Here is a 22976-nt window from a genome sequence, read left to right on the forward strand (position 1 = left end):
GAGCTGTCGCGCCAATCGGAGCGGCTCACCGCCGAGGTCGGGCGCTTCCTGGCGACTGTCCGGGCGGCCTGAGGCGGCATAGTCCGCCGCGCCTGTCCGGAGGGCGTGCTGGAGCGGCTGCCGCGGAATTGCCCGCATGGGCCGGAGGATCGCGCGGGCCGACGGGTGAAGCCGCCTAGCGCCGGCGCGCGTCGGGCCGCCCCTTGGCCTCGGTGGCGAACAGCATCGAGCCGGCCACCGCGCCGAGCAGCGTGGCGATCCCGAGCTTGAGCCAGCGGCGGTCGCTGGCCCGTGCGGTTGTCACGGGATAGGTGTGTTCGGTCCGGCTCGACATCGGGTTTCCAGCTGCGGATGTGCATCAACGTCCGGGGGACGCGATCTTTCCCCTGTCGTGACGCTCGGCTGGCGCGTTGCTTCGTCGGAAGCCGGCGGCCTATAACGCGGCGACCTCACAGCCGCGACGGCGGGGTCTGACAGGCCCGCCCTCGCCAACGAACAAAGTCTCACGCAACATGGCAGGCCATTCGCAGTTCAAGAACATCATGCACCGGAAGGGCCGGGTGGACGCGGTCCGCTCGAAGGTGTTCGGCAAGCTCGCCCGCGAAATTACCGTGGCGGCCAAGCTCGGCACGCCGGACCCGGCCATGAACCCGCGCCTGCGGGCCGCGATCATCGCGGCCCGCGCCGAGAACATGCCCAAGGACAATATCGAGCGCGCCATCAAGAAGGCCGCCGGTGCGGAGGGCGAGAACTACGAGGACATCCGCTACGAGGGCTACGGTCCCGGCGGCGCCGCGCTGATCGTCGAGGCGCAGACCGACAACCGCAACCGCACCGCCTCGGACGTGCGCTCGGCCTTCACCAAGTCCGGCGGCAGCCTCGCCGAGACCGGCGCCGTGGCGTTCATGTTCGACCGCGTCGGCGTGATCGGCTTCCCGGCGAGCGTGGCCGATGCCGACACGATGCTGGAGGCGGCGATCGAGGCGGGCGCTGACGACGTCAGCTCCAGCGAGGAGGGCCACGAGGTCGTCTGCGCGCAGGATTCCTACGGCGAGGTCGCCAAGGCCCTGGAGGCCCGCTTCGGCGAGCCGACCCGCACCGGCCTGATCTGGAAGGCGCAGAACACGATCGATGTCGACGACGAGACCGGCGAGAAGCTGATCCGCCTGGTCGAGGTGATCGAGGACCAGGACGACGTGCAGCACGTCTACGTCAACTTCGCCCTGTCCGAGGCGCTGATGGCGAAGCTGGAAGGCTAAGCGCCCCGGTTCGCCAGCTCGGCGCCGAACCGCTCCTGCACGTAGGCGTCGAGCGAGAAGCTGTCGTCCGGCAGCTGGGCCATGAAGCGCTCGGCCACCTCGGTCAGGACCAAGTCCGCTTTCGCCCGGTCGATGTAGGACCAGTCGAGGGACGTGTTCCAGACGAAGTGGACCTCGCGGAACGTCTCCGCGAGCAGGATCGTCAGCATGTACGGCATGACGTGCGAGAACGAGTCGCCGAACAGCGCCAGGCGGCGCGGGTCGGTCGCTTTCGCGTTGCCGTAGACGACGTTGGCGCCGACATGGAGCGTGTGCAGCAGGCCGGCCTTCTCGCGCGCCTCGACGATCGGGCTGGCATAGGTCCGCACCGCATCCTGCTGGATCCGGTAGGCCCGGGACGGCGCCCGGCGGGGCGGGTCGAAGGCGCTGCCGAGGTCGCCATCGTGGTCGATCTGGCTGAACGGCCGCTCGCGCAGATCCGCCCGCGGCTCCGCCCCGAAGGCCCGGCAGATCTCGGCATAGGCCAGGTAGCAGCCGTCGAAGCTCCAATGGGTGTCGGTCCGGCAATAGAGGTCGGATGCGTCGCGGGCGGCGCGCATCGGCGTGACCAGATCGATGCAGGTCTCCCGCCAGCGCGTCCGCCGGCGCCAATCCGCGTAGAGGCCGGTGAGGCCCCGCCGCCAACGGCTGCCGAGCGGCGGCTCGGCGTGGAGCAGCCGGTAGGCCGGTGAGGCCTCCGGCGCGATGCCGATGCCGTCCAGGCGATCGTCGTAGATCAGCAGCTTGTCCGGCGCGACGACGTGGCGGTAGCGGATGCCGAGCGCGCGCAGCCGGCGCTCCCGGGTCGCGACCAGGCTGCGCCAGCTCCAGATCAGGTCGGTGGTCTCCTCCGGGCGCTCGAACTGCCCGAGGATGTCGTTGGTCCCGGTCTTCAGGAACAGCCAGCCGTCCCGCCCGACATGGATGTGATCGGTGTTGCTCGACGCCATGACGCACTCGGGAGGACGATCGGGAATTCGGCAGCAAGGCGCGGGATGCGGCCCCGGCCGCCGGACGGCAGGGTGACGGGCACTCGATATACGCAGCCGGCAGGTCCCGTCATGTCCGCCTCCGCCAAGCCCCTCCCCAACGCAGTCGGCGCACCGCATAATACGGCCATGGCCGCTCTCTCGACCGCCGCTTCCGAGGATGCCGAGCGCTGGGCGGCGCTCGCCGCCCGCGACGGGCGGGCGGATGGCCGCTTCGTCTACGCGGTCCGCACCACCGGCGTGTATTGCCGCCCGAGCTGCCCCTCCCGGGCGGCAAGGCCCGAGAACGTCACCTTCCACGCCACCTGCGCGGAGGCCGAGGCCGCGGGCTTCCGGCCCTGCCGGCGCTGCCGGCCGGACGAGCCCGGGCTGGCCGAGCGCCGGGCCGAGGCCGTGGCCCGGGCCTGCCGCCTGATCGACGCCGCGGAGACGATGCCGCCGCTGGCCGACCTCGCCCGCGCCGCGGGCCTGAGCGCCTTCCATTTCCACCGGGTGTTCAAGGCCGCCACCGGGGTCACCCCGAAGGCCTACGCGGCCGCCCGCCGGGCCGAGGCGCTGGCCGCCAGCCTGCCCAAGGCGGCCAGCGTGACGGAGGCGCTCTACGAGGCCGGCTACGGGACCGCGAGCCGGTTCTACGCGGAGGCCGCCGGGCGCCTCGGCATGGCGCCCGCCGCCTACCGCAAGGGCGGGCTCGGCATCCGCATCAGGTTCGGCGTCGGCGCCTGTTCCCTGGGGGCGATCCTGGTCGCCGCCACCGAGGCGGGGATCTGCGCGATCCTGCTCGGCGACGAGCCCGATCCCCTGGTCCGCGACCTCCAGGATCGCTTCCCGGGGGCGGAGATCGAGGGCGGCGACCCGGAATTCGAGGCCTGGATGGCCCGGGTCATCGGCCTCGTCGAGGCGCCGGGCACCGGCCTCGACCTGCCCCTCGACATCCGCGGCACGGCGTTCCAGCAGCGCGTCTGGGCGGCGCTCCGGGCGATCCCGGTGGGTGCGACCGCCACCTACGCCGACATCGCCCGCGCCATCGGGGCGCCCACCGCCATGCGGGCCGTCGCCCAGGCCTGCGGGGCGAACCATCTGGCGGTGGCGATCCCGTGCCACCGGGTGGTCCGCTCGGACGGTGCTCTCTCGGGCTACCGCTGGGGCGTCGCCCGCAAGCGCGCGTTGCTGACGCGGGAGGCCGGGGGCTGATCGCGCCGCTCAGCGCCGACCACCCCCGCCGGGCGGACCGCCGAAACCACCCGGTCCCCCGAACCCGCCGCCGGGGGCGCCCGGGCCCGGCCCCCCCGGAGGACCACCGAAGCCGCGGGGCGGGCCGAAACCGCCGGGGCCGTCCGTGCCCGGGATGCTGCCCGCGCCGGGGCGGGTGTCGATCGTGGGGCCGTGGGAATCGCCGAGGCCGCCGAACGGATTCCGGCCTCTGCCCGGCTCTGCGCCGAGCCGGCCGGGCCGCTCGCGGGGCATCTCCGGCAGGTCGGGCAGCTTCTGCAGATCGAGGCGGTCGCGCTCGCGCTCGAACCGGGGCGATCCCGGCTGCCGGGACGGTTCGGAGGGGATCCGGTCGTCGATCCGGAGCCGCTCCAGGGTGAGGCCGCCATCCGGCGCGATGTCGGCGGTGAGCACCCCGTGCACGCTGCCCTGGCGCGGCACCCGCAGCCCGGCATGGCCCGACACAACGAGGCCCGAACCGAGATCGAGGCCGGCGCCCGCGTCGGCCCGGCCGATATAGGCCTCGATCGACACCCGCCGGAGGCCCGGGGGGAAGGGCAGCCCGACCTCCGGGGTGTTGGTCACGTCGAGGAGTCCGAGTTCGGTCACGCCGGTCACCATCGCGCGCCGGCCCGGGGGCAGGGCGTCGGCGCCCTTCAGGCGCAGGCCGCCGATCGCCAGGCCCCCGTCCGCGTCGCGCCGCACCGGCCCGGCGACGCGGTCGGGCCCGAAATTGCGCGGCTCGATCAGGCTCGCCACGATCACGCCGTCCGGCCGGCGCAGGCCGCTCACCGCCACTCGGGTGCCGGCTTGCCAATCGCCCGTGAGCCCAATCGTGGCGACCCGCTGGCCGAGCACGATGATCTGCCCCGGGGCGACGGAATCCACCCGGCCGACAACCTCGCTGGTCACGTCGATGCGGCTTGTGCCGAGGCCGCCGCGCTCCGGCCGGGCGACGACCTGCACGACCTGGCCGATCTTCAGGTCCGCGGCCTTGGCGGGTTCCCCGTCGATCCGCACCTCGACCTCCGACGGGTAGGCGATCCGCAGGTCGTTGACGATGATCGAGCCGAACCGGCGGATCGTGCCGATCACCCCGGTGCCGCCGATGCCGCGGTCGCCCTCGCCGAGGGGGCCGTCCTTCGGCTCGTCGGTCATCTTCATGCCGGTGCCGCCGATCCCCTGATCGGGCGGGCTCTCCTGGGGCCGGGCGATTCCGGGCCGCAGGGTGGCGGCGCCCGCGAGCAGGCGCAGGACGAATCGGCGGTTCGGGAAGGATCGCACCGGCCGGCCTCTCAGCACCCGTTCGCGGGCCGGGCCGGCGGTGCGGCCTCGGCGTAGACGTAGAGGCCGAAATTCCAGCGGTGCGGGCCGCCGGGATCGGTCGCGCAGGCGGCATGCGCCTCGCGGTTGGCCTGCTGCAGGGCCGCCATGGCGATCTCGCGCGCCCGGGCCTCGAGCTGGGTGGCGAGTTCCTTGGACAGCCCGTCGTAATGCACGGCCCGCTCGAGGAAGCGCGGCGTGTCGCCGAGGATATTGGCGACGCTCGCCGCGATATGGTCGTGCAGGTTGCGGCCGAAATAATAGAGCTGCGGCTCGGCCCCGCCGTCCCCACGCGGCACGTAGGCGGCCTCCGCCAGCACGATCCGGTCCTGCGCATCCGTGAAGGCCAGCCCGCGGTCGAGCCACTCGTCGAGAACCGCCCGGGGGCGCAGGTCCCGTGTCACCCCGGCGACCAGGGCCTCAAAAGACGGCGCGCCCGCCTCGGCGATGCGCGGCAGCGGCAGGGGCTGGCCCTGCGGATCGGTGAAGGCCGGGTCGGCGATCCAGCGGGCGATGATCCGGCTCGTGCGCGAGACCACGGCCGGCACGGCGCTCACCGGCGCCCCGGCCCCGCGCAACCGGCGCACCTCCTTGCGGTGGATGCCGGTGAGCAGGGAGACGCGGCTGTCGGTCTGCTCCTTGCCGGGCAGGGCGAAGTCGTGCTCGGCCACGTTGACGTAGAGCTCGCGCAGCAGGTCGGTGAGCGCCGGGAAGGTGAGGCCGCGGGCGACGAGCAGGCGCACGAGCGGCCGCAGCAACCGCGCGAGCGGGGCGTGCAGGGCGGCGCCCTCCGGTCTGGTGTCGACACTCTCGGACATGGGGCATCGTTAGCGAATGTACCGTGGGAGACAATCCCACAGGCGGCGGATCCGCATGCGGACGCCCGATTTCCGATTGACGTGGGAATTTTGCACACGTAGCTTGGATGCGTGGTCAAATTTCCCACGTCACATAGGGGGCGAAGAGGATGCGGGTTGAGACGCGTAGGTTGGTCGCCGAACCATTGCCGCCCCTGACGCTTCCGCGGACGAAGTCCCGCCGCTCCCCTCGGATCGATCCGCTCCTGCGGCTCAGGCGCATCGCCTATCTCCTCGCCGCGCTCGGGCTGCCAGCCATCGGCATCGTGGCCGCGGATAAGGTCCACGGTCTTTGTGAAACGGGGACGTTTCGGACCGCCGCGATCCCTCCGAGCGGGGGAGCGACGCTGGCCGGCGCCGTCGCGCGCCTCCGTGCTGCGGAGGCCGTGGTTGCGAAGGCGATAAGCACGGACATGCGATCCTGAGCATGACGGTTGAACATGTTGGCGATCGGGTCCGGCAGCCGCCCGCCTGCGGCGGCGGGCCGATCCTCGATCTCGCCCTCTGCCTGATCCTCGCCGTGATCGTCATGGGCCTTCTGCTGCTGGCTCTTTGAGCCGGCGCGTCGCAGGAACAACAGATTACAGCGCCGGCGCTCCCGGCCATTACAGTGCCGGCAAACAGGATGCGGGGCGCGCGCAGGTCGAGACGGGTGCGAAATGCGGATCCGGAGCAATAACCGCGACGACCGATCTTGACGGTATCGCTGCATTCGGTCGCTATGCGAGACGTTCGGCTTCGCGAATCCGTCCGCCGCCCAAGGAGTCCTCGGCGGGCCGGGAAGGCGGCCGCCGAATGCTGCGCCGCGGACGCGGCGCGGCGTCAGCAGGCAGACGCGATGCAGGATCGGCCGTGATTGTTCTCAGCCCCAAGGCCGTCGCGACGGCCCTGTTCGCCCTCGCACTCGCCGTCGGCGCCGCATCCGCGCAGGAGATCGTGCCGCCAGGGCCGTCCGGCCGGGGCGCGCTCCTGATCTACGGCAATTTCTGCGGGCCGGGGAATCGCGGCCCCGGCTATCCGCCGATCGACGCGCTCGACCGCGCCTGCGCGCATCACGATGCCTGCTGGCCCGACCCGGATTCGGGCCTGATGCCGAGCTGCGCCTGCAACCACCGCCTCGAAGTCGAGGCGGGTCAGGTCGCCCGCGATCCGCGCGCGCGCGCCGAGACCCGGCAGGCGGCGCAGTTCATCGCGGATTTCGCGACCGCGCTTCCCTGCGCCGAGGGTTCGTCGGCGCAGGCGCGCTGATCAGGCGGCGTCGGCCGGGTTGGCCGCCGCCTTGGGACCGCCCTTGGCGACGCCGACCAGGGCCGGCCGCAGGACGCGCTCGCCGATCACGTAGCCGGTCTGCACCACCTGCACGACGGTACCGGCCGGGACGTCGGGGTTCGGAACCTCGAACATCGCCTGGTGGCGGTTCGGATCGAACTTCTGGCCCTGCGGCTCGACGGGCTTCACCCCGTGGCGCTCCAGGGTCTTGACCAGGTCGCGCTGGGTTAGCTCGATCCCGTCGATCAGTCCCTTGAGGGCGCCGTCGGCCGAGGCCTTGGCGTCAGCCGGCACGCTCTCCAGGGCGCGGTGGATGTTGTCGGCCACGTTGAGCACGTCGCGGGCGAAGTTCGTGACCGCGTAGGCGCGGGCATCGGCGATCTCCCGCTCGGTGCGCCGGCGCAGATTCTCCATCTCGGCCAGCGTGCGCAGCATCCGGTCCTTCAGCTCGTCGCGCTCGGCGGTCAGCAGGGCCAGGGCCTCGGCGACCGGATCGACGGACGCCCCCTCGGCGGGCTTGCCCGCAGGCGCGGTATCCTGGGCCGCGCTGGCACCGGCCTCGACCGTGGTCTGGCGCTGGTCATCCTGGGACATGTCGTTGCTCGTCATCACGTTTCAGTCGTCGACAGGGATGGGTGGGAGGTTATCGGATTCGGCGCTGATATCTGACCCGGAGCGGCCGAAATCAACCCGCACGCTCACGCCTCGCGCGGCGGCGGTGCGGCGACCAGGGCCTCCAGGCCCTCGGCCCTGAGCATGGCGACGTCGCCCGCGAACACGTCCAGCATCGCCTTCCGGATCGCGGCCTGGCGGTCGGGCTGCGTCACCCGGGTGCCGGTGAGATCGGTGACGTAGAAGACGTCCACCGCCCGCTCGCCGAAGGTCGCCACGTGGGCGGAGGTGATGTTGAGCGAGAGCCGGCCGAACGCCGTGGTCAGCTCGTAGAGGAGGCCGGGCCGGTCGAGGCCGGTCACCTCCACCACGGTCTCGCGGGAGGACAGGGCGTTGTCGATCCCGACATCCGGCGGCACCAGGAAGGTCTTGGCCCGGGCGCTGGTCGGCGGGTGCTTGTCGGCCACGAGGTCGGCGATGCGGATCTCGCCCTTCAGGGCGCGCTCGATCGCCGCCGTGATGCGCTTGGTCCGGCGCAGCTCGTCGTCGTCGCGCTCGAAGGCCCGGGAGATGAAGATCGTATCGAGGGCGAAGCCGTCGGTGGTGGTGAAGATCTGGGCGTCGACGATGTTGCTGCCAGCCGCCGCGCAGGCGCCGGTGATGATCGCGAGCAGGCGCGGGTGGTCCGGCGAGTAGATCGTGATCTCGGTCACCCCGCGCACCGGGTCGAGCGCCACGTCGGTGGCGCTGGTCCGGCCCTCGCTCAGCACGTCGCGCAGGAAGATCGCGTTCTTGATCTGCCGGGGGCTGTCGACCTTCAGCCAGTAGGCCTGGCCGTGGCGCGCCGCGTAGGCGTCGAACTCTTCGGAGGCCCAGCCGGGCAGCTGCTCGCGCAGGCTCATCTGCACGAGGCGCACCCGGTCGGTGCGGGCGATCTCGGAATGGCCGCCCGAGAGGAACACCTCGGTCTCGTCGTAGAGGGTGCGGACCAGGGTGCCCTTCCAGGCGGTCCACACGCCGGGACCGACCGCGCTGATGTCGGCCACGGTCAGGATGGTCAGGAGCTTGAGCCGCTCCAGGCTCTGCACCACCGAGGCGAAGCGCTCGATCGTCTTGGCGTCCGAGAGGTCGCGGCTCTGCGCGGTCATCGACATCAGCAGGTGATGCTCGACCAGCCAGGTCACGGTCTCGGTCTCGGCTTCGCTCAGGCCGAAGCGCGGGCAGAGCTTTTCCGCGATCGCGGCCCCCGCGATGGAGTGGTCCTCGGGCCGGCCCTTGGCGATGTCGTGCAGCAGGATCGCCACGTAGAGCGCCGTGCGGTTGTGGATCGTGTGCACGAGGCGCGAGACCAGCGGGTAGGCCTCCTCGGCGCGGCCCGATTCGATCGCCGCCAAGATGCCGACGGTGCGCAGCAGGTGCTCGTCCACCGTGAAGTGGTGGTACATGTTGAACTGCATCATCGCGACGATGCGGCCGAAATCCGGGATGAACCGGCCGAGCACGCCAGCCTCGTTCATCTCGCGCAGGGCCTCCTCGGGGGCGTTGCGCGAGGTCAGGATGTCGATGAACAGCCGGTTGGCCTCCGGGTCCGCCCGCAGGGTCGGGGTGATGAGGCGTCGCGACCGGTTCGCGAGCCGCTTGGCATCCGGATGGATCGCCAGGTTGTGCCGGTCGGCCAGCCAGAACAGCCGGATCAGGTTGACCGGATCGCGCTCGAACGCGTCCTCGGCCCGCAGGTTCACCCGGCCGTGGTCGATCCAGAAATCCTCGGCCTCGATGGCGGTGGCGCGGAACCGGTCGCGGAACCGGCCGATCCAGCGGTCGAGCACCGGCGTGCGCTTGGCATGGCGCGCCTCCAATTCGGCGCAGACGATGGCGGTGAGGTCGCCGACATCCTTGGCGACCCGGAAATACGCCTTCATGAAGCGCTCGACGCCGGACAGGCCGCCGCGGGCCTCGTAGCCGAAGCGCTCGGCGATCCGCGGCTGCAGGCCGAAGGACAGCCGTTCCTCCGACCGCTTGGTGACGAAGTGCATGTGGCAGCGGACCCGCCACAGGAACTCCTCGCAGCGCTCGAACAGCGCGTATTCCTCCGGGGTGAACAGCCCGGCGCCCACGAGCTCGATCTGGTCGCGCACCCGGTAGGTGTACTTGGCGATCCAGAACAGCGTGTTCAGGTCGCGCAGGCCGCCCTTGCCGTCCTTGACGTTGGGCTCGACCAGGTAGCGCGAGGAGCCGGCCTTCGAGACCCGGGCGTCGCGCTCGCGCAGCTTCGCGTCCACGAACTCGGCGGCCGAGCCGACCACCAGCTCGGCGTCGAAACGCGTCACCAGCTCCTCGAACAGGATCCGCGTGCCGAACAGGTAGCGCGCCTCCAGGAGCGCGGTGCGGATCGTCATGTCCGCCTTGGCCTCGCGGAGGCATTCCTCCACGGAGCGGGTGGCGTGGCCGACCTTCAGCTTCAGATCCCACAGGACGTAGAGCATCGCCTCGACGACGCTCTCGGACCAGGCGGTCTGCTTGTAGGGCAGCAGGAACAGCAGATCGATGTCCGAGCCCGGCGCCATCGTGCCCCGGCCGTAGCCGCCGGTGGCGACCACGGCGAGCTGCTCGCCGGTCGAGGGGTTGTCGTTGGGGTAGAGCTGCCGGACCACCGCGTCGTGGATCGTCCGCACCACGGCGTCGGTCAGATCCGACAAAGCCTGCGCGCAGCGGAGCCCGTTGCGGTCCTCAAGCAGCTGGGCCTCGGCGGCGCGATGGCCCTCCTCGATGACGCGGCGCAGCTCGGGCACGAGCAGGGCGCGCAGCTTGGTCGGCTCGCGGGCATCGCGGTCGAGGTTGTCGAGAACCGTTTGAAGGGCGGCGGCGGGATCGAACATGCCCCCCGTTAGCATGATATGCCTACGCCGCCAGCCGTGCGTCGAAGGACCGGCGCGCCGGCGCGGAATGCCACCGCTATTCCGCGGCCGGGAGATTCAGGGCCAGCAGCCGCGCGGTGCGCGGGCGGCCGGGCGCCCCCGGCGCCGAGTCGTTCGCGCGCCGCCGTGCATCGGCGATGGCCGCGTGGACGCCGTCCACCGCCAGGATGAGCGCGCTCACCGTCCGGGCGTCGATGCTGCGCTCCCGGGCGTAGCAGACGACATCGGCCACGAGCCCGTCGGTCTCGACCGCGATGGCGTCGAGCTCGGCCGTGGTCGTGGCCGCCCGGACCTCGCGCATGATGTCGAGCAGGCGGTCGAGCACGATGTCGATCCGCTCCCGGCGCTTGCGCGCCAGCCGCTGCCCGATCCAGGCGATGCCGGAGCCGATCGTGCCGCCGAAGAAGGCGAGCAGGTAGATGTAATCCTCGTAGCGATCGAGGAAGGTCTGCTGCTCACGCTCGAAATAGTCGACCGCGCCCGGGTGGTTCGGCAGGCGCGCCGAGGTCGCCGCGACCGTGGTGTCGAAATCGGGCGCCTTCATCAGCTTGGCGGCCGGGGCCGCGGCGGCGAGCCGCGAGCGCCACTCGAACAGGTGCTGCGTCGCCGAGGCGATCGCGACCCGGCTCACCGAACCCCGCGCCATCAGTCGATAGGAGGCGCCGACGGTGCGGACTTCCTCGTCCGGGCGCTTCGGGCGGCCGCCGAAGGTCCCCGCCGGGATGGTCACCGCCTGCAATTCCGGGAAGCGCTGCAGGATCGCGTCCCCGTCCGGGATCGACACGAAGCCGATCTTGCGCTCGGGGGAGCCCAGCTCGATGGCCCGCACCACCGCGCCGGCGATCTTCGAGGCGGGGCTCGCGATCACCGCCACCGCGTCGACCCGCTTCTCGGCGATCGCGGCCGTGACCTCGCCGATCTTCAGCGGCACCACCTGCACGTGGCCGGCGGCGATCTCGGCCTCGGTCGCGGGATCGGCCTCCGGCGCCTCCGCCATCGGGCTGTCCGGCAGGAGGTCGTAGAAGGAGAGCAGGTTGGTCAGGAACGGCAGGTCGGCGCCGTGGCGCACGACGACGCCGAGCCGCTTGCGGGCCAGCGCCGGGACGTCCTCGATCTCGGACGCCTCGGGCGCCGCGATCACCAGGGCCTCGTCGTGCAGGATCGCCAGGGTCAGGCCGTTTTCCGGCAGGAACACGTCCGGCCGCACCACCGCGAGGTCGGCGCGGTTGCGCTGGAGCGCCAGGGCGCTGTCGCGCACGTCGGAGAACCGGACGACCTTGAGCCGGACGTCCTCACGGCTCCGGTCGAGGGCGCTGGCATAGGCCTCGATCAGGGCGGCCTCGGCGCCGTCCTGGGGGCCGACCGCGACCGTCAGCGTGGTCGGGCGCGACAGATAGACGATCCCGGCCGCGATCGCGGCCAGCCCGAAGGCCAACAGGACGAGGAGCCACTCGCGGCGCATCACGATCGTCGCCGCGGCGCGCAGGCGTCGCCGCCACGGGCCGTGGTTGAGATCCGGCGTAGGGCGTTGGTCCGGACCATGGCCGAGCCTGTCGCGTTGCGCGCGTTCCATCCCCAAGTCATGGAACGCAAACCTGTCGAGATCGTGAAGAACCGGTGAAACCCCCATTCGTTGCAGAGTCCGGGCCAGACGGCCGCCCCGCGTACAAGGACCGGCCCGCCGAGCGTCGGCCGCCCGGCCCGGTCAGCGCGGCCTGGCTGCAACGGGTCGCGCTCTACTATCTCGAGCGCTACAGCGCCTCGACCGAGATGCTGCGCCGGACCCTGGCGCGGCGGGTCGACAAGCGCGCGCGGCTGCGCGGCGAGGATCCGGCCCCCTTCGCCGAGCTGATCGACGCCACCGTGGCGCGGGCGGTCTCGGCCGGGCTGGTGGACGACGTCCGCTTTGCCGACATGCGCCTCGCCACCCTGCGACGCCGCGGCACGTCGAGCCGGGGCGCCGCGGCGAAGCTCGCCGCCAAGGGGGTGCCCCGCGACGTGGTCGAGGCGGCCATGCAGGCCGAGCGCGACGCGATCCCCGACGTGGAAGCCGCCGATATCGAGCTGCAGGCCGCCCGCGCCTACGCCAAGCGACGGCGCCTCGGGATCCACCGCAGGCCCGACACGCGGGCCCTGCATCGCGACCGCGACCTCGGCGCCCTGGCCCGCGCCGGCTTTTCCTACGACCTCGCCCGTCGCGTGGTCGATGCCGACCCGGACGAGATGGAGTGATCCATCGGGTCGGGGGCTTGGACCGCTTCGGCGCGCTGCCGTCCGCGCTTCGGACGCATTCGGACGACCTTCGGCACTGCGCTCGCCGGCCGCAGGTCGTCCGGTTCCGAGTCGGTCATCTCGGGATTATGGAGGCGCCGCAGCCCCATCGTTCGGCGTGTAGCCGGGATCGAGGCGCTCCCGGGCGAAACTGCTGAGCGCCGATCAGACGGTGTTCGCCGGTCTCTGGATCAGCCCTACTGCATCGCGGGCAAGCTGATCCAATTTCCCCTGGCCTTTACTTCTTTCGCCAGTTCGATCTTGACTGCACATCGACGATTACTGAAGAATGACCTCATATTTATCGTCCCGGCGTGGATTTATGACACGGGTTTCGAACCAGTTGTCGTCAGCGCTCTCGGTCGGAGGATTGGCAACATAGGCCATGACCGGATTGTCGCCCGAGAAATCGATATGACCGCTCCAGAAAAAACAATTCGTTGACGGCCGAAAATCCGAGCGAAAAGACGCTGAGGTTTTAGAAAGACTGTCTCTTCTTTCACGGATGCTGCTGATGGGCTGATCAGCGTCGTAACCTTTTGATGTCAGCGCACGTTTAAGTCTCTCTATATATTCTCAGTTTGATTATTCAATTCAGATTCGAGTCGCTTGCGCTCGGCCGTAAAATTCGAGCGATCCGCATCAGAAATATCCCCGTCCCTCAGTTTCTTCCAGATATTGCTCAATGAAAATTCTACCGGATTCGTCGGTTCAATGGTCTTTGCTCTCCAGTGAAGACCATCAATTTCAAGGCTCTGAATAGCAATTTTGTAGCGGCATTCGGCGATCCGATTGCTAAAACAAACGTATTGGCTTGCCTCTCCTCGAATTCAGGAGGCTGTTGGTGGCCGCGGATTGTAGTGCCCTCAGTCGTATCCGGGTAAAATACGATATTACCATTCAATACCTGGAACGATAATTTGTTGGAGTAGCAGGAATAAGATATATCTTCAAAAGCGAGAACCATCTTCCTTGGCGTGAATGCGCTCCATGCCATAGGCTCTAACGAGCGATCGTCGCTCCCATCAAATGCAACAATTGGCCGATATTCATTAATTTCATATATATCGAAGCGAATTAACGGTTGAGAATATGAAGCTGTTCCCTTCAACAATAACAGGGCCAGAACAAATACCCGGACCGTGTGTCCCCCGTTCGGGTCGCCTCGGCTGTTTTCGCGGGGGAAGGCCCGCCTTTTCCTTGGCGGACCTTCACTCAATATGTGAATCAGAGGCTTGTTGCAGGAGCAGGATCAACACACCGGAAGTACTGCAGTTCCGGTGCTATTGTTCGCAAAAGCATTTGATCGATTATTCCCTTGCCTGCGTGATAAGTTTTATTGAGTGATATCCGTGGGGCGCGATAAAGGGCCTTTGATATCGTACCTTAGACATAGGTCGTCGCACCTAAGCCGCGGTCGGTGGGGTCAGTTGGAGCTGGCGTTGAATCTTGGGCCGATGTTGAGCCGTTTCCGTCCCCACTCCCGACTCCGACAGCAGGCGTTCCACCCACTCCAATGCTTCCGCTGCCGTCGCTGCTACCGGATGAACCGCCAGGGCCAACTGAAATGTCACGCGAATTCACATCATCATCCACGCTTTGCGGCCGTAAAACACTGTCCCCACTGTTCGAGCGCGAAGCCGTGTCCTGATATGCCCGGTTCGCCGCCGACACGCTCTGACTACCGCCGTTCCCCTGTTGGGATGGCGCTGTTGAGCCGTCCGTGCTGGCAAGGCTCAGGATTGCATCGCCCTGTCGGGGCGAGACAGTTTGCGCGGGGCGCGGATCGGCGGACTGGTTGCTGGGCTCGGTTTTGACAGCGTCCGACCGATTGTTGTCGGAGCTGGCTACCAAGTCTGGGACGATGCGAGCTTGTGAGGCGGATGCCGGAGCGATGGTGGCACTCATCAGACAACTCCTGTTCAAGCGACCCGGAGGACCGAGTCGAGTTCAAATATAGCCCCCAATTATGTAGACGAATCCGCCAGATGCCAGCGTCATGCTTGGTTTAGTCCATTTTTCGGCACCCATTAGGTGCCTCAGGCGAGTTTCTTCGTCCACAAGACATAACAATGGAACGCGATGCCAAGGAATCAAGTGCGCGTCTGCATTTTGTCATTCTAATATTGGTTCCGTACTTCATTAGTTCTTATGTGTAAATTATTTATCTTTAATCCTTCAGGGCAAGTACTATACTATACGAAAAGCATTGTCCTGCCTTGGCATTCTGAGCAGGACGCCATGCGGAAACGAGCCAGGGGATTGCCTGCGCTCGGGGTGCGGCATCGCGGACGGGGGCCGGACGCCGGTCGGCCTTGCCTCTTGAGGCCTCTCGTTCATTGTCTGTTCGATGGACGAGACCCTGGCCAAGAAACTGCGCATCCTGGCTGATGCCGCCAAATACGACGCCTCCTGCGCCTCCTCGGCGGCGCCGAAGCGCGCGGCAGGGAAGGATGGGCTGGGCTCCACCACCGGGGCGGGCATCTGCCACGCCTACACGCCGGATGGGCGCTGCGTCTCGCTGCTGAAGATCCTGCTGACCAATTGGTGCCTGTTCGACTGCGCTTATTGCATCAACCGGCGCTCCTCGAATGTCCGGCGGGCGAAATTTTCCGTCGAGGAGGTCGTGAACCTCACCCTCAACTTCTACCGGCGCAACTACATCGAGGGCCTGTTCCTGTCGTCCGGCATCATCAAGTCGCCGGACCACACGATGGAGCTGCTGACCCGGGTGGCGAAGTCGCTCCGGCGCGATCACGGCTTCGCCGGCTACATCCATCTCAAGTCGATCCCGGAGGCGAGCCCCTGGCTGATCGAGGAGGCCGGCCTCTACGCCGACCGGCTCTCGATCAATGTCGAGCTTCCCACCGAGGCGAGCCTGGAGCGGCTGGCCCCCGAGAAGGACGCCGCCGCGATCCAGAACGCCATGACGCAGATCGGCGAGCGCATCGTCGAGGCCAAGGCCGAGAAGCGGCGCTTCTCCCCGGCCGGGCATTCGACCCAGGTGATCGTCGGGGCCGACGCCACCACCGACGAGGCGCTGATCCGCAAGAGCGCGCATCTCTACGGCAGCGTCGGCCTGAAGCGGGTCTATTACTCGGCCTTCAGCCCGATCCCGGACGGGTCGTCGATCCTGCCGCCGAAGCCGCCGCCGCTCCAGCGGGAGCATCGGCTGTACCAGGCCGACTGGCTGCTGCGGTACTACGAGTTCACCCCCGACGAGGTCGCCGACGCTTCGGACGGCGGCATGCTCGCCCTCGACATCGATCCGAAGCTCGCCTGGGCGCTCAAGCACCGCGAGAAATTCCCTGTCGACGTCAACAAGGCCGACCGGGAATGGCTGCTGCGGGTGCCGGGCCTCGGCGCCAAGGCGGTCGACAAGATCGTTCAGGCGCGCCGCCACGCGACCCTGCGCCTCGACGACGTCGCCCGGCTGACCTCGGGGCTGAAACGCGCGCGCCCGTTCCTGATCGCCGCCGACCATCGCCCGGTGGGGCTCACCGACCGGCTCGACCTGCGCGAACGCCTGGTCGAGCCGGCCCGGCAGCTGAGCTTGTTCTGATGAGCGGCCTGCGTGCATTCCCTCCCTCCGCTGTGGGGGAAGGTGGTCCGCAAAGCGGGGCGGGGGAGGGGAGCGGCGATGCCGGACAGGGCGCGACGATTGCTCCAACCACCACCGTCGCGCTGCCCCTCTCCCGATCCTCGCTGATGCAAGGCCCATCCTCTTCCGCAGAGGGGGGAGGGACTCCGTACACGCCGCAGAGCATCCTCCTGCGCCCCGGCGCCGATCTCGCCGGCTTCCGGGATGCCGCGCGCCGGCTCGTGGCGCAGGGCGTCCCGCCCGAGGCGGTGACGTGGTCGGTGACGGATTCGCCCGGCCTGTTCGGTGCCGAGACGGCTCAGGCCCCTGCCGGCCCGCTCGCCCTGCCCAAGGCCGTCGCCGGCCTGATCCCCCAGGTGATCCCCCATCGTGATCCGGAGCGCTACGGCCTGCTCTACGCCCTGATCTGGCGGGTCTGCCGGGGCGAGCGGCACCTGATGGAGGTCGGCAGCGATCCCCTGGTCCACCGCCTGCACCGGATGGCGAAGGCGATCGGGCGCGACCTGCACAAGATGCACGCCTTCCTGCGCTTCCGCCGCGCCGAGGATTCGGGGGGCGAGCATTTCGTGGCGTGGTTCGAGCCCGACCACCACATCCTGGAGGCGGCCGCGCCGTTCTTCGTCGCGCGCTTCCGCGGCATGCGCTGGTCGATCCTGACACCCGACGGCTCGGCGCATTGGGATACCGAGACCCTGGCCTTCGGACCGCCGGGAGACCGGGCCGCGCTGCCCGAGGGCGACGGGTTCGAGGCCGGCTGGCAGACCTATTACGAGAGCACGTTCAACCCGGCCCGCACCAACCTGAAGGCCATGCGGGCGGAGATGCCCAAGAAGTACTGGCGCAACATGCCCGAGACCGCCGCGATCCCCGCCCTCGTCCGGGCGGCGGCGGGACGGACCGAAGCCATGATCGAGAGGGAGCCGACCTTGCCCACACGCCGCGAACCCGCCCGCGCCGTCGCCGCCATGGCCGACCAGGACCCGAAGAGCCTCGACGCGCTGAACGCGATCATCAAGCGGACCGAGCCGCTGGTCCCGGGCGCCACGCAGGCGGTCCTCGGCGAGGGGCCGGTCGGCGCCACCGTCGCCTTCGTGGGCGAGCAGCCGGGCGACCAGGAGGACCGGCAGGGCCGGCCCTTCGTCGGACCGGCGGGGCAGCTGCTCTCGCGCGCCATGGCGGAGGCCGGGATCGACCGGGAGGCGAGCTACCTCACGAACGCGGTGAAGCATTTCAAGTTCGAGGAGCGCGGCAAGCGCCGCATCCACCAGAAGCCGACGGCCGGCGAGGTCAGCCACTACCGCTGGTGGCTGGACCGGGAACTCGACTTCGTCGCCCCGAAGCTCGTGGTCGCGCTCGGCGCCACCGCGGTTCTGGCGCTCACCGGCAAGGCGGTCCCGATCACCCGGGCGCGCGGCCCGTTCCGGTTCGACCGGCTCGACAACCGCTTCCAGGGCTTCATCACCGTCCACCCGTCCTACCTGCTGCGCCTGCCCGACGAGGCCAAGGCGGAAGCCTACGCGGCCTTCGTGGACGACCTGCGCCGGGTGGAGGAGCTCGGACGCGAGCTGGCCGCGTGATCGGTCGAACGGGGCAGATCTTTTGATCCCACTGCCCCCGTGTGGTGCTGCGCACGACGACAATGCTTCTATATAATAATAGCGCAAAGATAAGCGGGCGGATCAACAAGCCTGTACTGCGTGGCGGAGCAGGGATGTCTGGCCGATCCGATCTTCGACTGCCGCTAATGTCGCCTGCGGCTTGAGGACGTCGCCGATGGCGTAGATGACGACAGACAGCGTCCCAGCGCCCAGCTTTGACGGAACTTCGCATTTTTGCTAAGTCCCGGATATGTGGAGCGTCGAATATCTGTCGTCCGCTGCTCAGGAAGAGGCCGAGCTGCCGGTGGATATGCAGGCCCGGCTCGCCCGCATGATCCAGGTGATCGAAGCCCACGGTTTGCAGAACCTCCCGCGGGATTGGAGCAAGCCACTGGGCCACGGACTCTGGGAACTTCGGATCACCGGCAAGGACGGCATCGCCCGCGCCATCTACGTGACGGTAACGGGGCAGCGCGTCGTGATCGTGCGGGTGTTCGTGAAGAAGAGCCAGAAAACCCCACACCGCGAACTCGAACTCGCCCGGCAACGGGCCAAGGAGGTGCGATGAGCATGATCAAGGCCAGCGAGCTACACAAGAAGCGCATGGCGGATGATCCCGCCTACCGCGAAGCCTACGACGCACTCGATGAGGAATTCGCCCTGGTATCGGCGCTGATCGCGGCTCGGACCCATGCGCAGCTGAGCCAGGCCGAGGTGGCAACCCGTATGGGGACGACCGAGAGTGCCGTGTCCCGACTGGAGAGCGGCAAGACCAAGCCTTCGACACGCACCCTGGAGCGTTACGCGCGGGCGACCGGCCACAAGCTGACGATACGCCTGGAGCCGCAGCCATCGGGACGGTAGGCGTCTAGAGGACGAGAGAGAGCCGGTCGGCGACGTCCGCTGTCAGCAGACCTCGACAGCAGCCCTCAGGGTACGGAACGACAGCTTCATCCCCGACCAAGTCATCATAGCTCGGAAGGCGTTGTGCTCATACCCCGGCACGCCAGCGATGCGATCGAGCCGCACAGGAAGGCCGCGGGAAGAGACGCAGCAATCGTGCTGATCCTCGCCAACCCGGGGGAAATGCGCGCGGCGATGCACAGGCCCCACCGCCGCATTTCTGTTAACATCCTGGCCATCGCATCCGCACGGCCCCTCCGCCATGGACAGGTACGCCGCCCTCGCCATCCTGCGCGCCAACGAGGCTGAGCTGCGCCGTCGCGGCGTCCGGCACGCGGCCCTGTTCGGTTCCGTGGCCCGCGGCGAGGCCCGGGCCGACAGCGACCTCGACGTGATGATCGAGATCGATGCCCCTCTGGTGGGCGGCGTCTACGGGTATGTCGGGCTGTGCCGGTTCATCGGCGATCTGTTCCCGATCCGCGTCGATGTCGCCAACCGCGCGGGCTTGAAGGACCGGATCCGGGAGCGGGCCGAGCGCGATGCCCTTGTCGCCTTCTGAGCGCGACCGCGCCGCCTGCTCGGATATCGTCGCCAACGCGCAGCGGGCCGTCGCCTTCGTGGCCGGGTTCACATTTCCAACCTTCGCGGCGGACGACCGCACCCACTACGCCGTCGTGCGCTGCCGGGAGATCATCTCGGGGGCGAGCCGCCGGCTCAGCTCCGCCGCGAAGGCCCAGCATCCGGATGTGCCGTGGCGACTGATCGCGGGGGCGGGCAACGTCTACCGCCACGGCTACGACAGCGTGACTCTGGACATCGTCTGGCTCACCGTCCACGACGAATTGCCCGTTCTCGTCGCGGCCTGCCGGGCCGAGTTCGCCCGCGCGCCCGACCCCTGATCGCCCCGAGACGCCTGCGCCCATGACCGTCGAGACCGCTGCTGCAAGTCCGAAAAAAGTCGGCCCGGGCGATCAGGTGATCCTGGTCGACGGCTCGTCGTTCATCTTCCGGGCCTATTTTCAGTCAATCAACCAGGACCAGAAGTACAATTCGCGCCCCTCGGACGGGCTGCCCACCGGCGCCGTGCGGCTGTTCTGCACCAAGATCGCCCAGTTCATCCAGGAGGGCGCCGCCGGCACGATGCCGACCCATCTCGGGATCGTCTTCGACAAGTCCGAGGGCTCGTTCCGCAAGGAGATGTTCCCGGACTACAAGGGGCACCGCCCCGACGCGCCCGACGACCTCAAGCGCCAGATGCCGCTGATGCGCGACGCGGTGCGCGCCTTCGGCCTGCACGCGGTGGAGCTGGAGCGCTACGAGGCGGACGACCTGATCGCCACCTACACCCGCCAGGCGGAGGCAAGGGGCGCGGGCGTCATCATCGTCTCCTCCGACAAGGACCTGATGCAGCTCGTGGGGCCGCTGGTCCGGTTCTACGATTTCGAATCCGGTGCCAAGGGCAAGGCCGGCTACCGGCCCGAGCGCAACCTCGATGTCGAGGCGATCATCGCCAAGTGGGAGGGGCTGCAGCCCAACCAGATCGGCGACGCCTTGGCGCTAATCGGCGACACCTCCGACAACGTCCCCGGCGTGCCCGGCATCGGCCTGAAGACCGCCGCCGCGCTGATCAAGGAGTTCGGCAGCCTCGAGGCGCTGCTGGAGCGCGCGGGCGAGATCAAGCAGCCCAAGCGCCGCGAGACCCTGCTCGCCAATGTCGAGCAGGCCAAGCTCTCACGCAAGCTCGTGGCGCTGATGGAGGACGTGGCCGTCCCGGTGCCCCTCGACGACCTCGCCGTGCCCAAGCCCGACCCCGAAAAGCTCGTCGGCTTCCTCAAGGCGATGGAGTTCAACACCCTGACCCGCCGCATCGCCCAGATGCTGCATGTCGATCCCGAGGCGGTGAAGCCCGATCCGGCCCTGCTGCCGGGCGCCCGGCCCCACGGCTACCGGAACGGCGCCGGCGGCAGCGACGCGGTGCCGTTCTTCGGCGATTCCGTGCCGCCGGACCCGGAGACCGCGGCGGCCGGGGCCGAGCGACCGCCGGGCGCCGCCCCGCCCGAGGGCGGCGAGGTCGATCCCTTCGCCGATCTCGACCTGCCGGACGCGCCGGCCAAGCCCCGGGCACCGATCGAGGCGACGCCGGGCAACGTCGTCGCGGCCCGCGCCGCGGAGGCGGTGGCGCCGTTCGACACGGCCGCCTACGAGACCGTCGCGTCGCTGGAGCAGCTCGACGCCTGGATCGCCGAAGCCGAGGAGGCCGGGGTGGTCGCGGTCGATACCGAGACCGACGCGCTCGACGCGCACAAGTCGGGGCTCGTCGGCGTCTCGCTGGCGACCGCCACCGGCCGGGCCTGCTACATCCCGCTGGCCCATATCCAGGCCGCGAAGGTGCAGGCCGATTCCACAGACCTGTTCGGCGAGGGCGCGGCGGCCTCCGATGTGGCCGAGCCGGTGCCCGGCCAGATCCCGCTCGACGCGGCCATCGCCCGGCTGAAGCCGCTCCTCGAGAATCCCGGGGTGCTGAAGGTCGGCCAGAACCTGAAATACGATTGGGTGGTGCTGGCCCGCTACGGCATCGAGATCGCACCGTTCGACGACACGATGCTGATCTCCTACGTGCTCGACGCCGGCAAGGGCGGCCACGGCATGGATGAGCTGGCCCGGCGCCATCTCGGCCACCAGCCGATCACCTTCACCGACGTGGCCGGCACCGGGCGCAACAAGGTCAGCTTCGACCGCGTCGCCATCGACAAGGCCACCGCCTACGCGGCCGAGGACGCGGACGTCACCCTGCGCCTGTGGCGGATGATGAAGCCACGCCTCGTCGCCGAGCGGCGGGTCGCCGTCTACGAGACCCTGGAGCGGCCGCTCCTGCCGGTGATCGCCCGGATGGAGCAGCGCGGCATCCGGGTCGACCGCGAGATGCTGAGCCGGCTCTCGGGGGATTTCTCGCAGATCCTGGTCCGCCTGGAGGAGGAGATCCAGGAGGATGCCGGCGAGAAGTTCTCCGTCGGCTCGCCCAAGCAGATCGGCGACATCCTGTTCGGGAAGATGGGCCTGCCGGGGGCGAAGAAGACGCCGTCCGGGCAATGGGCGACGCCCGCCACGCTGCTGGAGGAACTGGCCCAGGCCGGGCATCCCCTGCCGAAAAAGATCTTGGAGTGGCGCCAGCTCTCGAAGCTGAAATCCACCTACACGGATGCCCTCCAGACCCATGCCGACCGGGAGACCGCCCGGGTCCACACCTCGTTCTCGCTGGCGGCCACGACGACGGGCCGCCTGTCCTCCTCCGAGCCGAACCTGCAGAACATCCCGATCCGCACCGAGGAGGGCCGCCGCATCCGCCGGGCCTTCGTGGCTGCGCCGGGCAACCGGCTGATCTCAGCGGATTACTCGCAGATCGAGCTGCGGCTCTTGGCACACATGGCCGACATCCCGGAGCTGCGCAAAGCGTTCGCGGACGGGATCGACATCCATGCGGCGACAGCCTCGGCGATGTTCGGCGTGTCGCTCAAGGACATGACCCCCGACCTGCGGCGCCGGGCCAAGACCATCAATTTTGGCATCATCTACGGCATCTCGGCCTTCGGGCTGGCCGACCGGCTCGGCATCGGCCGGGAGGAGGCCTCGGCCTTCATCAAGCAGTATTTCGAGCAGTTCCCGGGCATCCGGGACTACATCGACAGCACGAAGAAGATCTGCCGGGACAAGGGCTACGTCACGACGCTGTTCGGCCGGGTCTGCCACTACCCGCAGATCCGCTCCAACAACCCGTCCGAGCGCGCCAGCGTCGAGCGCCAGGCGATCAACGCCCCGATCCAGGGCTCGGCCGCCGACATCATCCGCCGGGCGATGACCCGGATGGAGACCGCGCTCACCGCCCAGAAGCTGAAGGTCAGCATGCTGCTGCAGGTGCACGACGAGCTGGTCTTCGAGGCCGCCGAGGACGAGGTCGAGCGCGCGATCCCGATCATCCGCGGCGTGATGGAGGAGGCGCCCGCGCCGGCCTTGACCCTCAAGGTGCCGCTGGTGGTGGAAGCCAACGCGGCGGAGAATTGGCAGGAGGCGCATTGAGGGGGTAAAGCCAAGACCGGCGCACGCGCTCTAGCCTGGTCTTGGCGTTGT

At 69.0% G+C, this 22976-nt stretch carries 19 protein-coding genes; 12 read left to right on the top strand and 7 right to left on the bottom strand.

The window, feature by feature from the left end; all coding sequences use genetic code 11:
* Nucleotides 1-175: 175 nt before the first annotated feature.
* Entirely contained in the window at nt 176-334 is a 159-nt protein-coding gene (locus LGR69_RS28695; RefSeq protein ID WP_230368170.1) for a hypothetical protein, read from the bottom strand.
* 178 nt (nt 335-512) lie between these two features.
* On the opposite strand from LGR69_RS28695, the gene LGR69_RS28700 reads away from it, so the two are divergent.
* Entirely contained in the window at nt 513-1259 is a 747-nt protein-coding gene (locus LGR69_RS28700) for a YebC/PmpR family DNA-binding transcriptional regulator (protein WP_007558666.1), read from the top strand.
* Here the strand turns inward: LGR69_RS28700 and LGR69_RS28705 are convergent.
* Nucleotides 1256-2248: an alginate O-acetyltransferase AlgX-related protein gene (locus LGR69_RS28705; protein ID WP_230368173.1), complete on the bottom strand. Its 993-nt coding sequence runs from the start codon at nt 2246-2248 to the stop codon at nt 1256-1258. The two genes, LGR69_RS28700 and LGR69_RS28705, sit on opposite strands and share 4 nt — an antisense overlap.
* Nucleotides 2249-2416: 168 nt before the next feature.
* Between LGR69_RS28705 and ada the strand changes: the two genes are divergently transcribed.
* Nucleotides 2417-3481, top strand: coding sequence for a bifunctional DNA-binding transcriptional regulator/O6-methylguanine-DNA methyltransferase Ada (gene ada, locus LGR69_RS28710; RefSeq protein ID WP_230368174.1), 1065 nt, complete (start codon nt 2417-2419; stop codon nt 3479-3481).
* A 9-nt stretch (nt 3482-3490) separates the two neighbouring features.
* Here the strand turns inward: ada and LGR69_RS28715 are convergent, their stop codons facing one another.
* Nucleotides 3491-4783 carry a DUF5666 domain-containing protein gene (locus tag LGR69_RS28715; protein ID WP_230368176.1) on the bottom strand — a complete coding sequence of 431 codons (1293 nt, stop codon included), beginning with the start codon at nt 4781-4783 and terminating at the stop codon, nt 3491-3493.
* An 11-nt stretch (nt 4784-4794) separates the two neighbouring features.
* Nucleotides 4795-5640: a DUF6502 family protein gene (locus tag LGR69_RS28720; protein ID WP_230368177.1), complete on the bottom strand. Its 846-nt coding sequence runs from the start codon at nt 5638-5640 to the stop codon at nt 4795-4797.
* Nucleotides 5641-6106: 466 nt separating this feature from the next.
* Between LGR69_RS28720 and LGR69_RS31940 the strand changes: the two genes are divergently transcribed.
* On the top strand, nt 6107-6235 hold the full coding sequence (locus LGR69_RS31940; RefSeq protein WP_268868860.1) for a hypothetical protein: 129 nt from the start codon (nt 6107-6109) through the stop codon (nt 6233-6235).
* A gap of 296 nt (nt 6236-6531) precedes the next feature.
* Nucleotides 6532-6927, top strand: coding sequence for a hypothetical protein (locus tag LGR69_RS28725; RefSeq protein ID WP_230368179.1), 396 nt, complete (start codon nt 6532-6534; stop codon nt 6925-6927).
* Here LGR69_RS28725 and grpE read toward each other — a convergent pair whose 3' ends face one another.
* From grpE to LGR69_RS28740, 3 genes are all read right to left on the bottom strand, one after another.
* Entirely contained in the window at nt 6928-7542 is a 615-nt protein-coding gene (grpE, locus tag LGR69_RS28730; RefSeq protein ID WP_007558684.1) for a nucleotide exchange factor GrpE, read from the bottom strand. It abuts the gene before it with no gap.
* Between the two features lie 104 nt (nt 7543-7646).
* The gene (locus tag LGR69_RS28735; protein ID WP_039902025.1) at nt 7647-10439 is read right to left on the bottom strand and encodes a [protein-PII] uridylyltransferase; all 2793 of its coding nucleotides are present in this window, start codon (nt 10437-10439) and stop codon (nt 7647-7649) included.
* A gap of 76 nt (nt 10440-10515) precedes the next feature.
* Nucleotides 10516-11940 carry a TAXI family TRAP transporter solute-binding subunit gene (locus tag LGR69_RS28740; protein ID WP_230368222.1) on the bottom strand — a complete coding sequence of 475 codons (1425 nt, stop codon included), beginning with the start codon at nt 11938-11940 and terminating at the stop codon, nt 10516-10518.
* A 155-nt stretch (nt 11941-12095) separates the two neighbouring features.
* Between LGR69_RS28740 and LGR69_RS28745 the strand changes: the two genes are divergently transcribed.
* From LGR69_RS28745 to polA, 8 genes are all read left to right on the top strand, one after another.
* Nucleotides 12096-12710: a RecX family transcriptional regulator gene (locus LGR69_RS28745; protein WP_230368180.1), complete on the top strand. Its 615-nt coding sequence runs from the start codon at nt 12096-12098 to the stop codon at nt 12708-12710.
* Between the two features lie 2389 nt (nt 12711-15099).
* Nucleotides 15100-16311 (top strand): putative DNA modification/repair radical SAM protein, encoded by a 1212-nt coding sequence (locus LGR69_RS28750; RefSeq protein WP_230368181.1) that lies wholly within the window; start codon nt 15100-15102, stop codon nt 16309-16311.
* Nucleotides 16312-16457: 146 nt separating this feature from the next.
* Nucleotides 16458-17927, top strand: coding sequence for a UdgX family uracil-DNA binding protein (locus LGR69_RS28755; protein WP_230368182.1), 1470 nt, complete (start codon nt 16458-16460; stop codon nt 17925-17927).
* A gap of 271 nt (nt 17928-18198) precedes the next feature.
* Nucleotides 18199-18516: a type II toxin-antitoxin system RelE/ParE family toxin gene (locus tag LGR69_RS28760; protein WP_230368183.1), complete on the top strand. Its 318-nt coding sequence runs from the start codon at nt 18199-18201 to the stop codon at nt 18514-18516.
* Nucleotides 18513-18812, top strand: a complete 300-nt coding sequence (locus tag LGR69_RS28765; RefSeq protein ID WP_230368184.1) for a helix-turn-helix domain-containing protein — start codon at nt 18513-18515, stop codon at nt 18810-18812. The genes LGR69_RS28760 and LGR69_RS28765 overlap by 4 nt, the downstream gene beginning before the upstream one ends.
* 301 nt (nt 18813-19113) lie before the next feature.
* Complete coding sequence (locus LGR69_RS28770; RefSeq protein WP_230368185.1) at nt 19114-19410, top strand: nucleotidyltransferase family protein; 297 nt, start codon at nt 19114-19116, stop codon at nt 19408-19410.
* Nucleotides 19391-19750: a HepT-like ribonuclease domain-containing protein gene (locus LGR69_RS28775; RefSeq protein WP_230368186.1), complete on the top strand. Its 360-nt coding sequence runs from the start codon at nt 19391-19393 to the stop codon at nt 19748-19750. Before LGR69_RS28770 ends, LGR69_RS28775 begins: the two co-directional genes overlap by 20 nt.
* A gap of 22 nt (nt 19751-19772) precedes the next feature.
* Nucleotides 19773-22925, top strand: a complete 3153-nt coding sequence (gene polA / locus LGR69_RS28780; protein WP_230368187.1) for a DNA polymerase I — start codon at nt 19773-19775, stop codon at nt 22923-22925.
* Nucleotides 22926-22976: the final 51 nt, after the last annotated feature.

Origin of the sequence: Methylobacterium brachiatum (assembly GCF_020523825.1) — a bacterium.
In the GTDB taxonomy this organism is placed as follows: domain Bacteria; phylum Pseudomonadota; class Alphaproteobacteria; order Rhizobiales; family Beijerinckiaceae; genus Methylobacterium; species Methylobacterium brachiatum.

Excerpts from the sequence above, each read along its gene's own strand:
- ada (WP_230368174.1), top strand. The coding sequence starts at position 2,417 with ATGGCCGCTCTCTCGACCGCCGCTTCCGAGGATGCCGAGCGCTGGGCG.
- LGR69_RS28705 (WP_230368173.1), bottom strand. The coding sequence starts at position 2,248 with ATGGCGTCGAGCAACACCGATCACATCCATGTCGGGCGGGACGGCTGG.
- LGR69_RS28755 (WP_230368182.1), top strand. The coding sequence starts at position 16,458 with ATGCAAGGCCCATCCTCTTCCGCAGAGGGGGGAGGGACTCCGTACACG.
- LGR69_RS28750 (WP_230368181.1), top strand. The coding sequence starts at position 15,100 with ATGGACGAGACCCTGGCCAAGAAACTGCGCATCCTGGCTGATGCCGCC.
- LGR69_RS28735 (WP_039902025.1), bottom strand. The coding sequence starts at position 10,439 with ATGTTCGATCCCGCCGCCGCCCTTCAAACGGTTCTCGACAACCTCGAC.
- LGR69_RS28760 (WP_230368183.1), top strand. The coding sequence starts at position 18,199 with ATGTGGAGCGTCGAATATCTGTCGTCCGCTGCTCAGGAAGAGGCCGAG.
- LGR69_RS31940 (WP_268868860.1), top strand. The coding sequence starts at position 6,107 with ATGACGGTTGAACATGTTGGCGATCGGGTCCGGCAGCCGCCCGCCTGC.
- grpE (WP_007558684.1), bottom strand. The coding sequence starts at position 7,542 with ATGTCCCAGGATGACCAGCGCCAGACCACGGTCGAGGCCGGTGCCAGC.
- LGR69_RS28775 (WP_230368186.1), top strand. The coding sequence starts at position 19,391 with ATGCCCTTGTCGCCTTCTGAGCGCGACCGCGCCGCCTGCTCGGATATC.
- LGR69_RS28770 (WP_230368185.1), top strand. The coding sequence starts at position 19,114 with ATGGACAGGTACGCCGCCCTCGCCATCCTGCGCGCCAACGAGGCTGAG.
- LGR69_RS28700 (WP_007558666.1), top strand. The coding sequence starts at position 513 with ATGGCAGGCCATTCGCAGTTCAAGAACATCATGCACCGGAAGGGCCGG.
- LGR69_RS28695 (WP_230368170.1), bottom strand. The coding sequence starts at position 334 with ATGTCGAGCCGGACCGAACACACCTATCCCGTGACAACCGCACGGGCC.
- LGR69_RS28720 (WP_230368177.1), bottom strand. The coding sequence starts at position 5,640 with ATGTCCGAGAGTGTCGACACCAGACCGGAGGGCGCCGCCCTGCACGCC.
- polA (WP_230368187.1), top strand. The coding sequence starts at position 19,773 with ATGACCGTCGAGACCGCTGCTGCAAGTCCGAAAAAAGTCGGCCCGGGC.
- LGR69_RS28740 (WP_230368222.1), bottom strand. The coding sequence starts at position 11,940 with ATGCGCCGCGAGTGGCTCCTCGTCCTGTTGGCCTTCGGGCTGGCCGCG.
- LGR69_RS28765 (WP_230368184.1), top strand. The coding sequence starts at position 18,513 with ATGAGCATGATCAAGGCCAGCGAGCTACACAAGAAGCGCATGGCGGAT.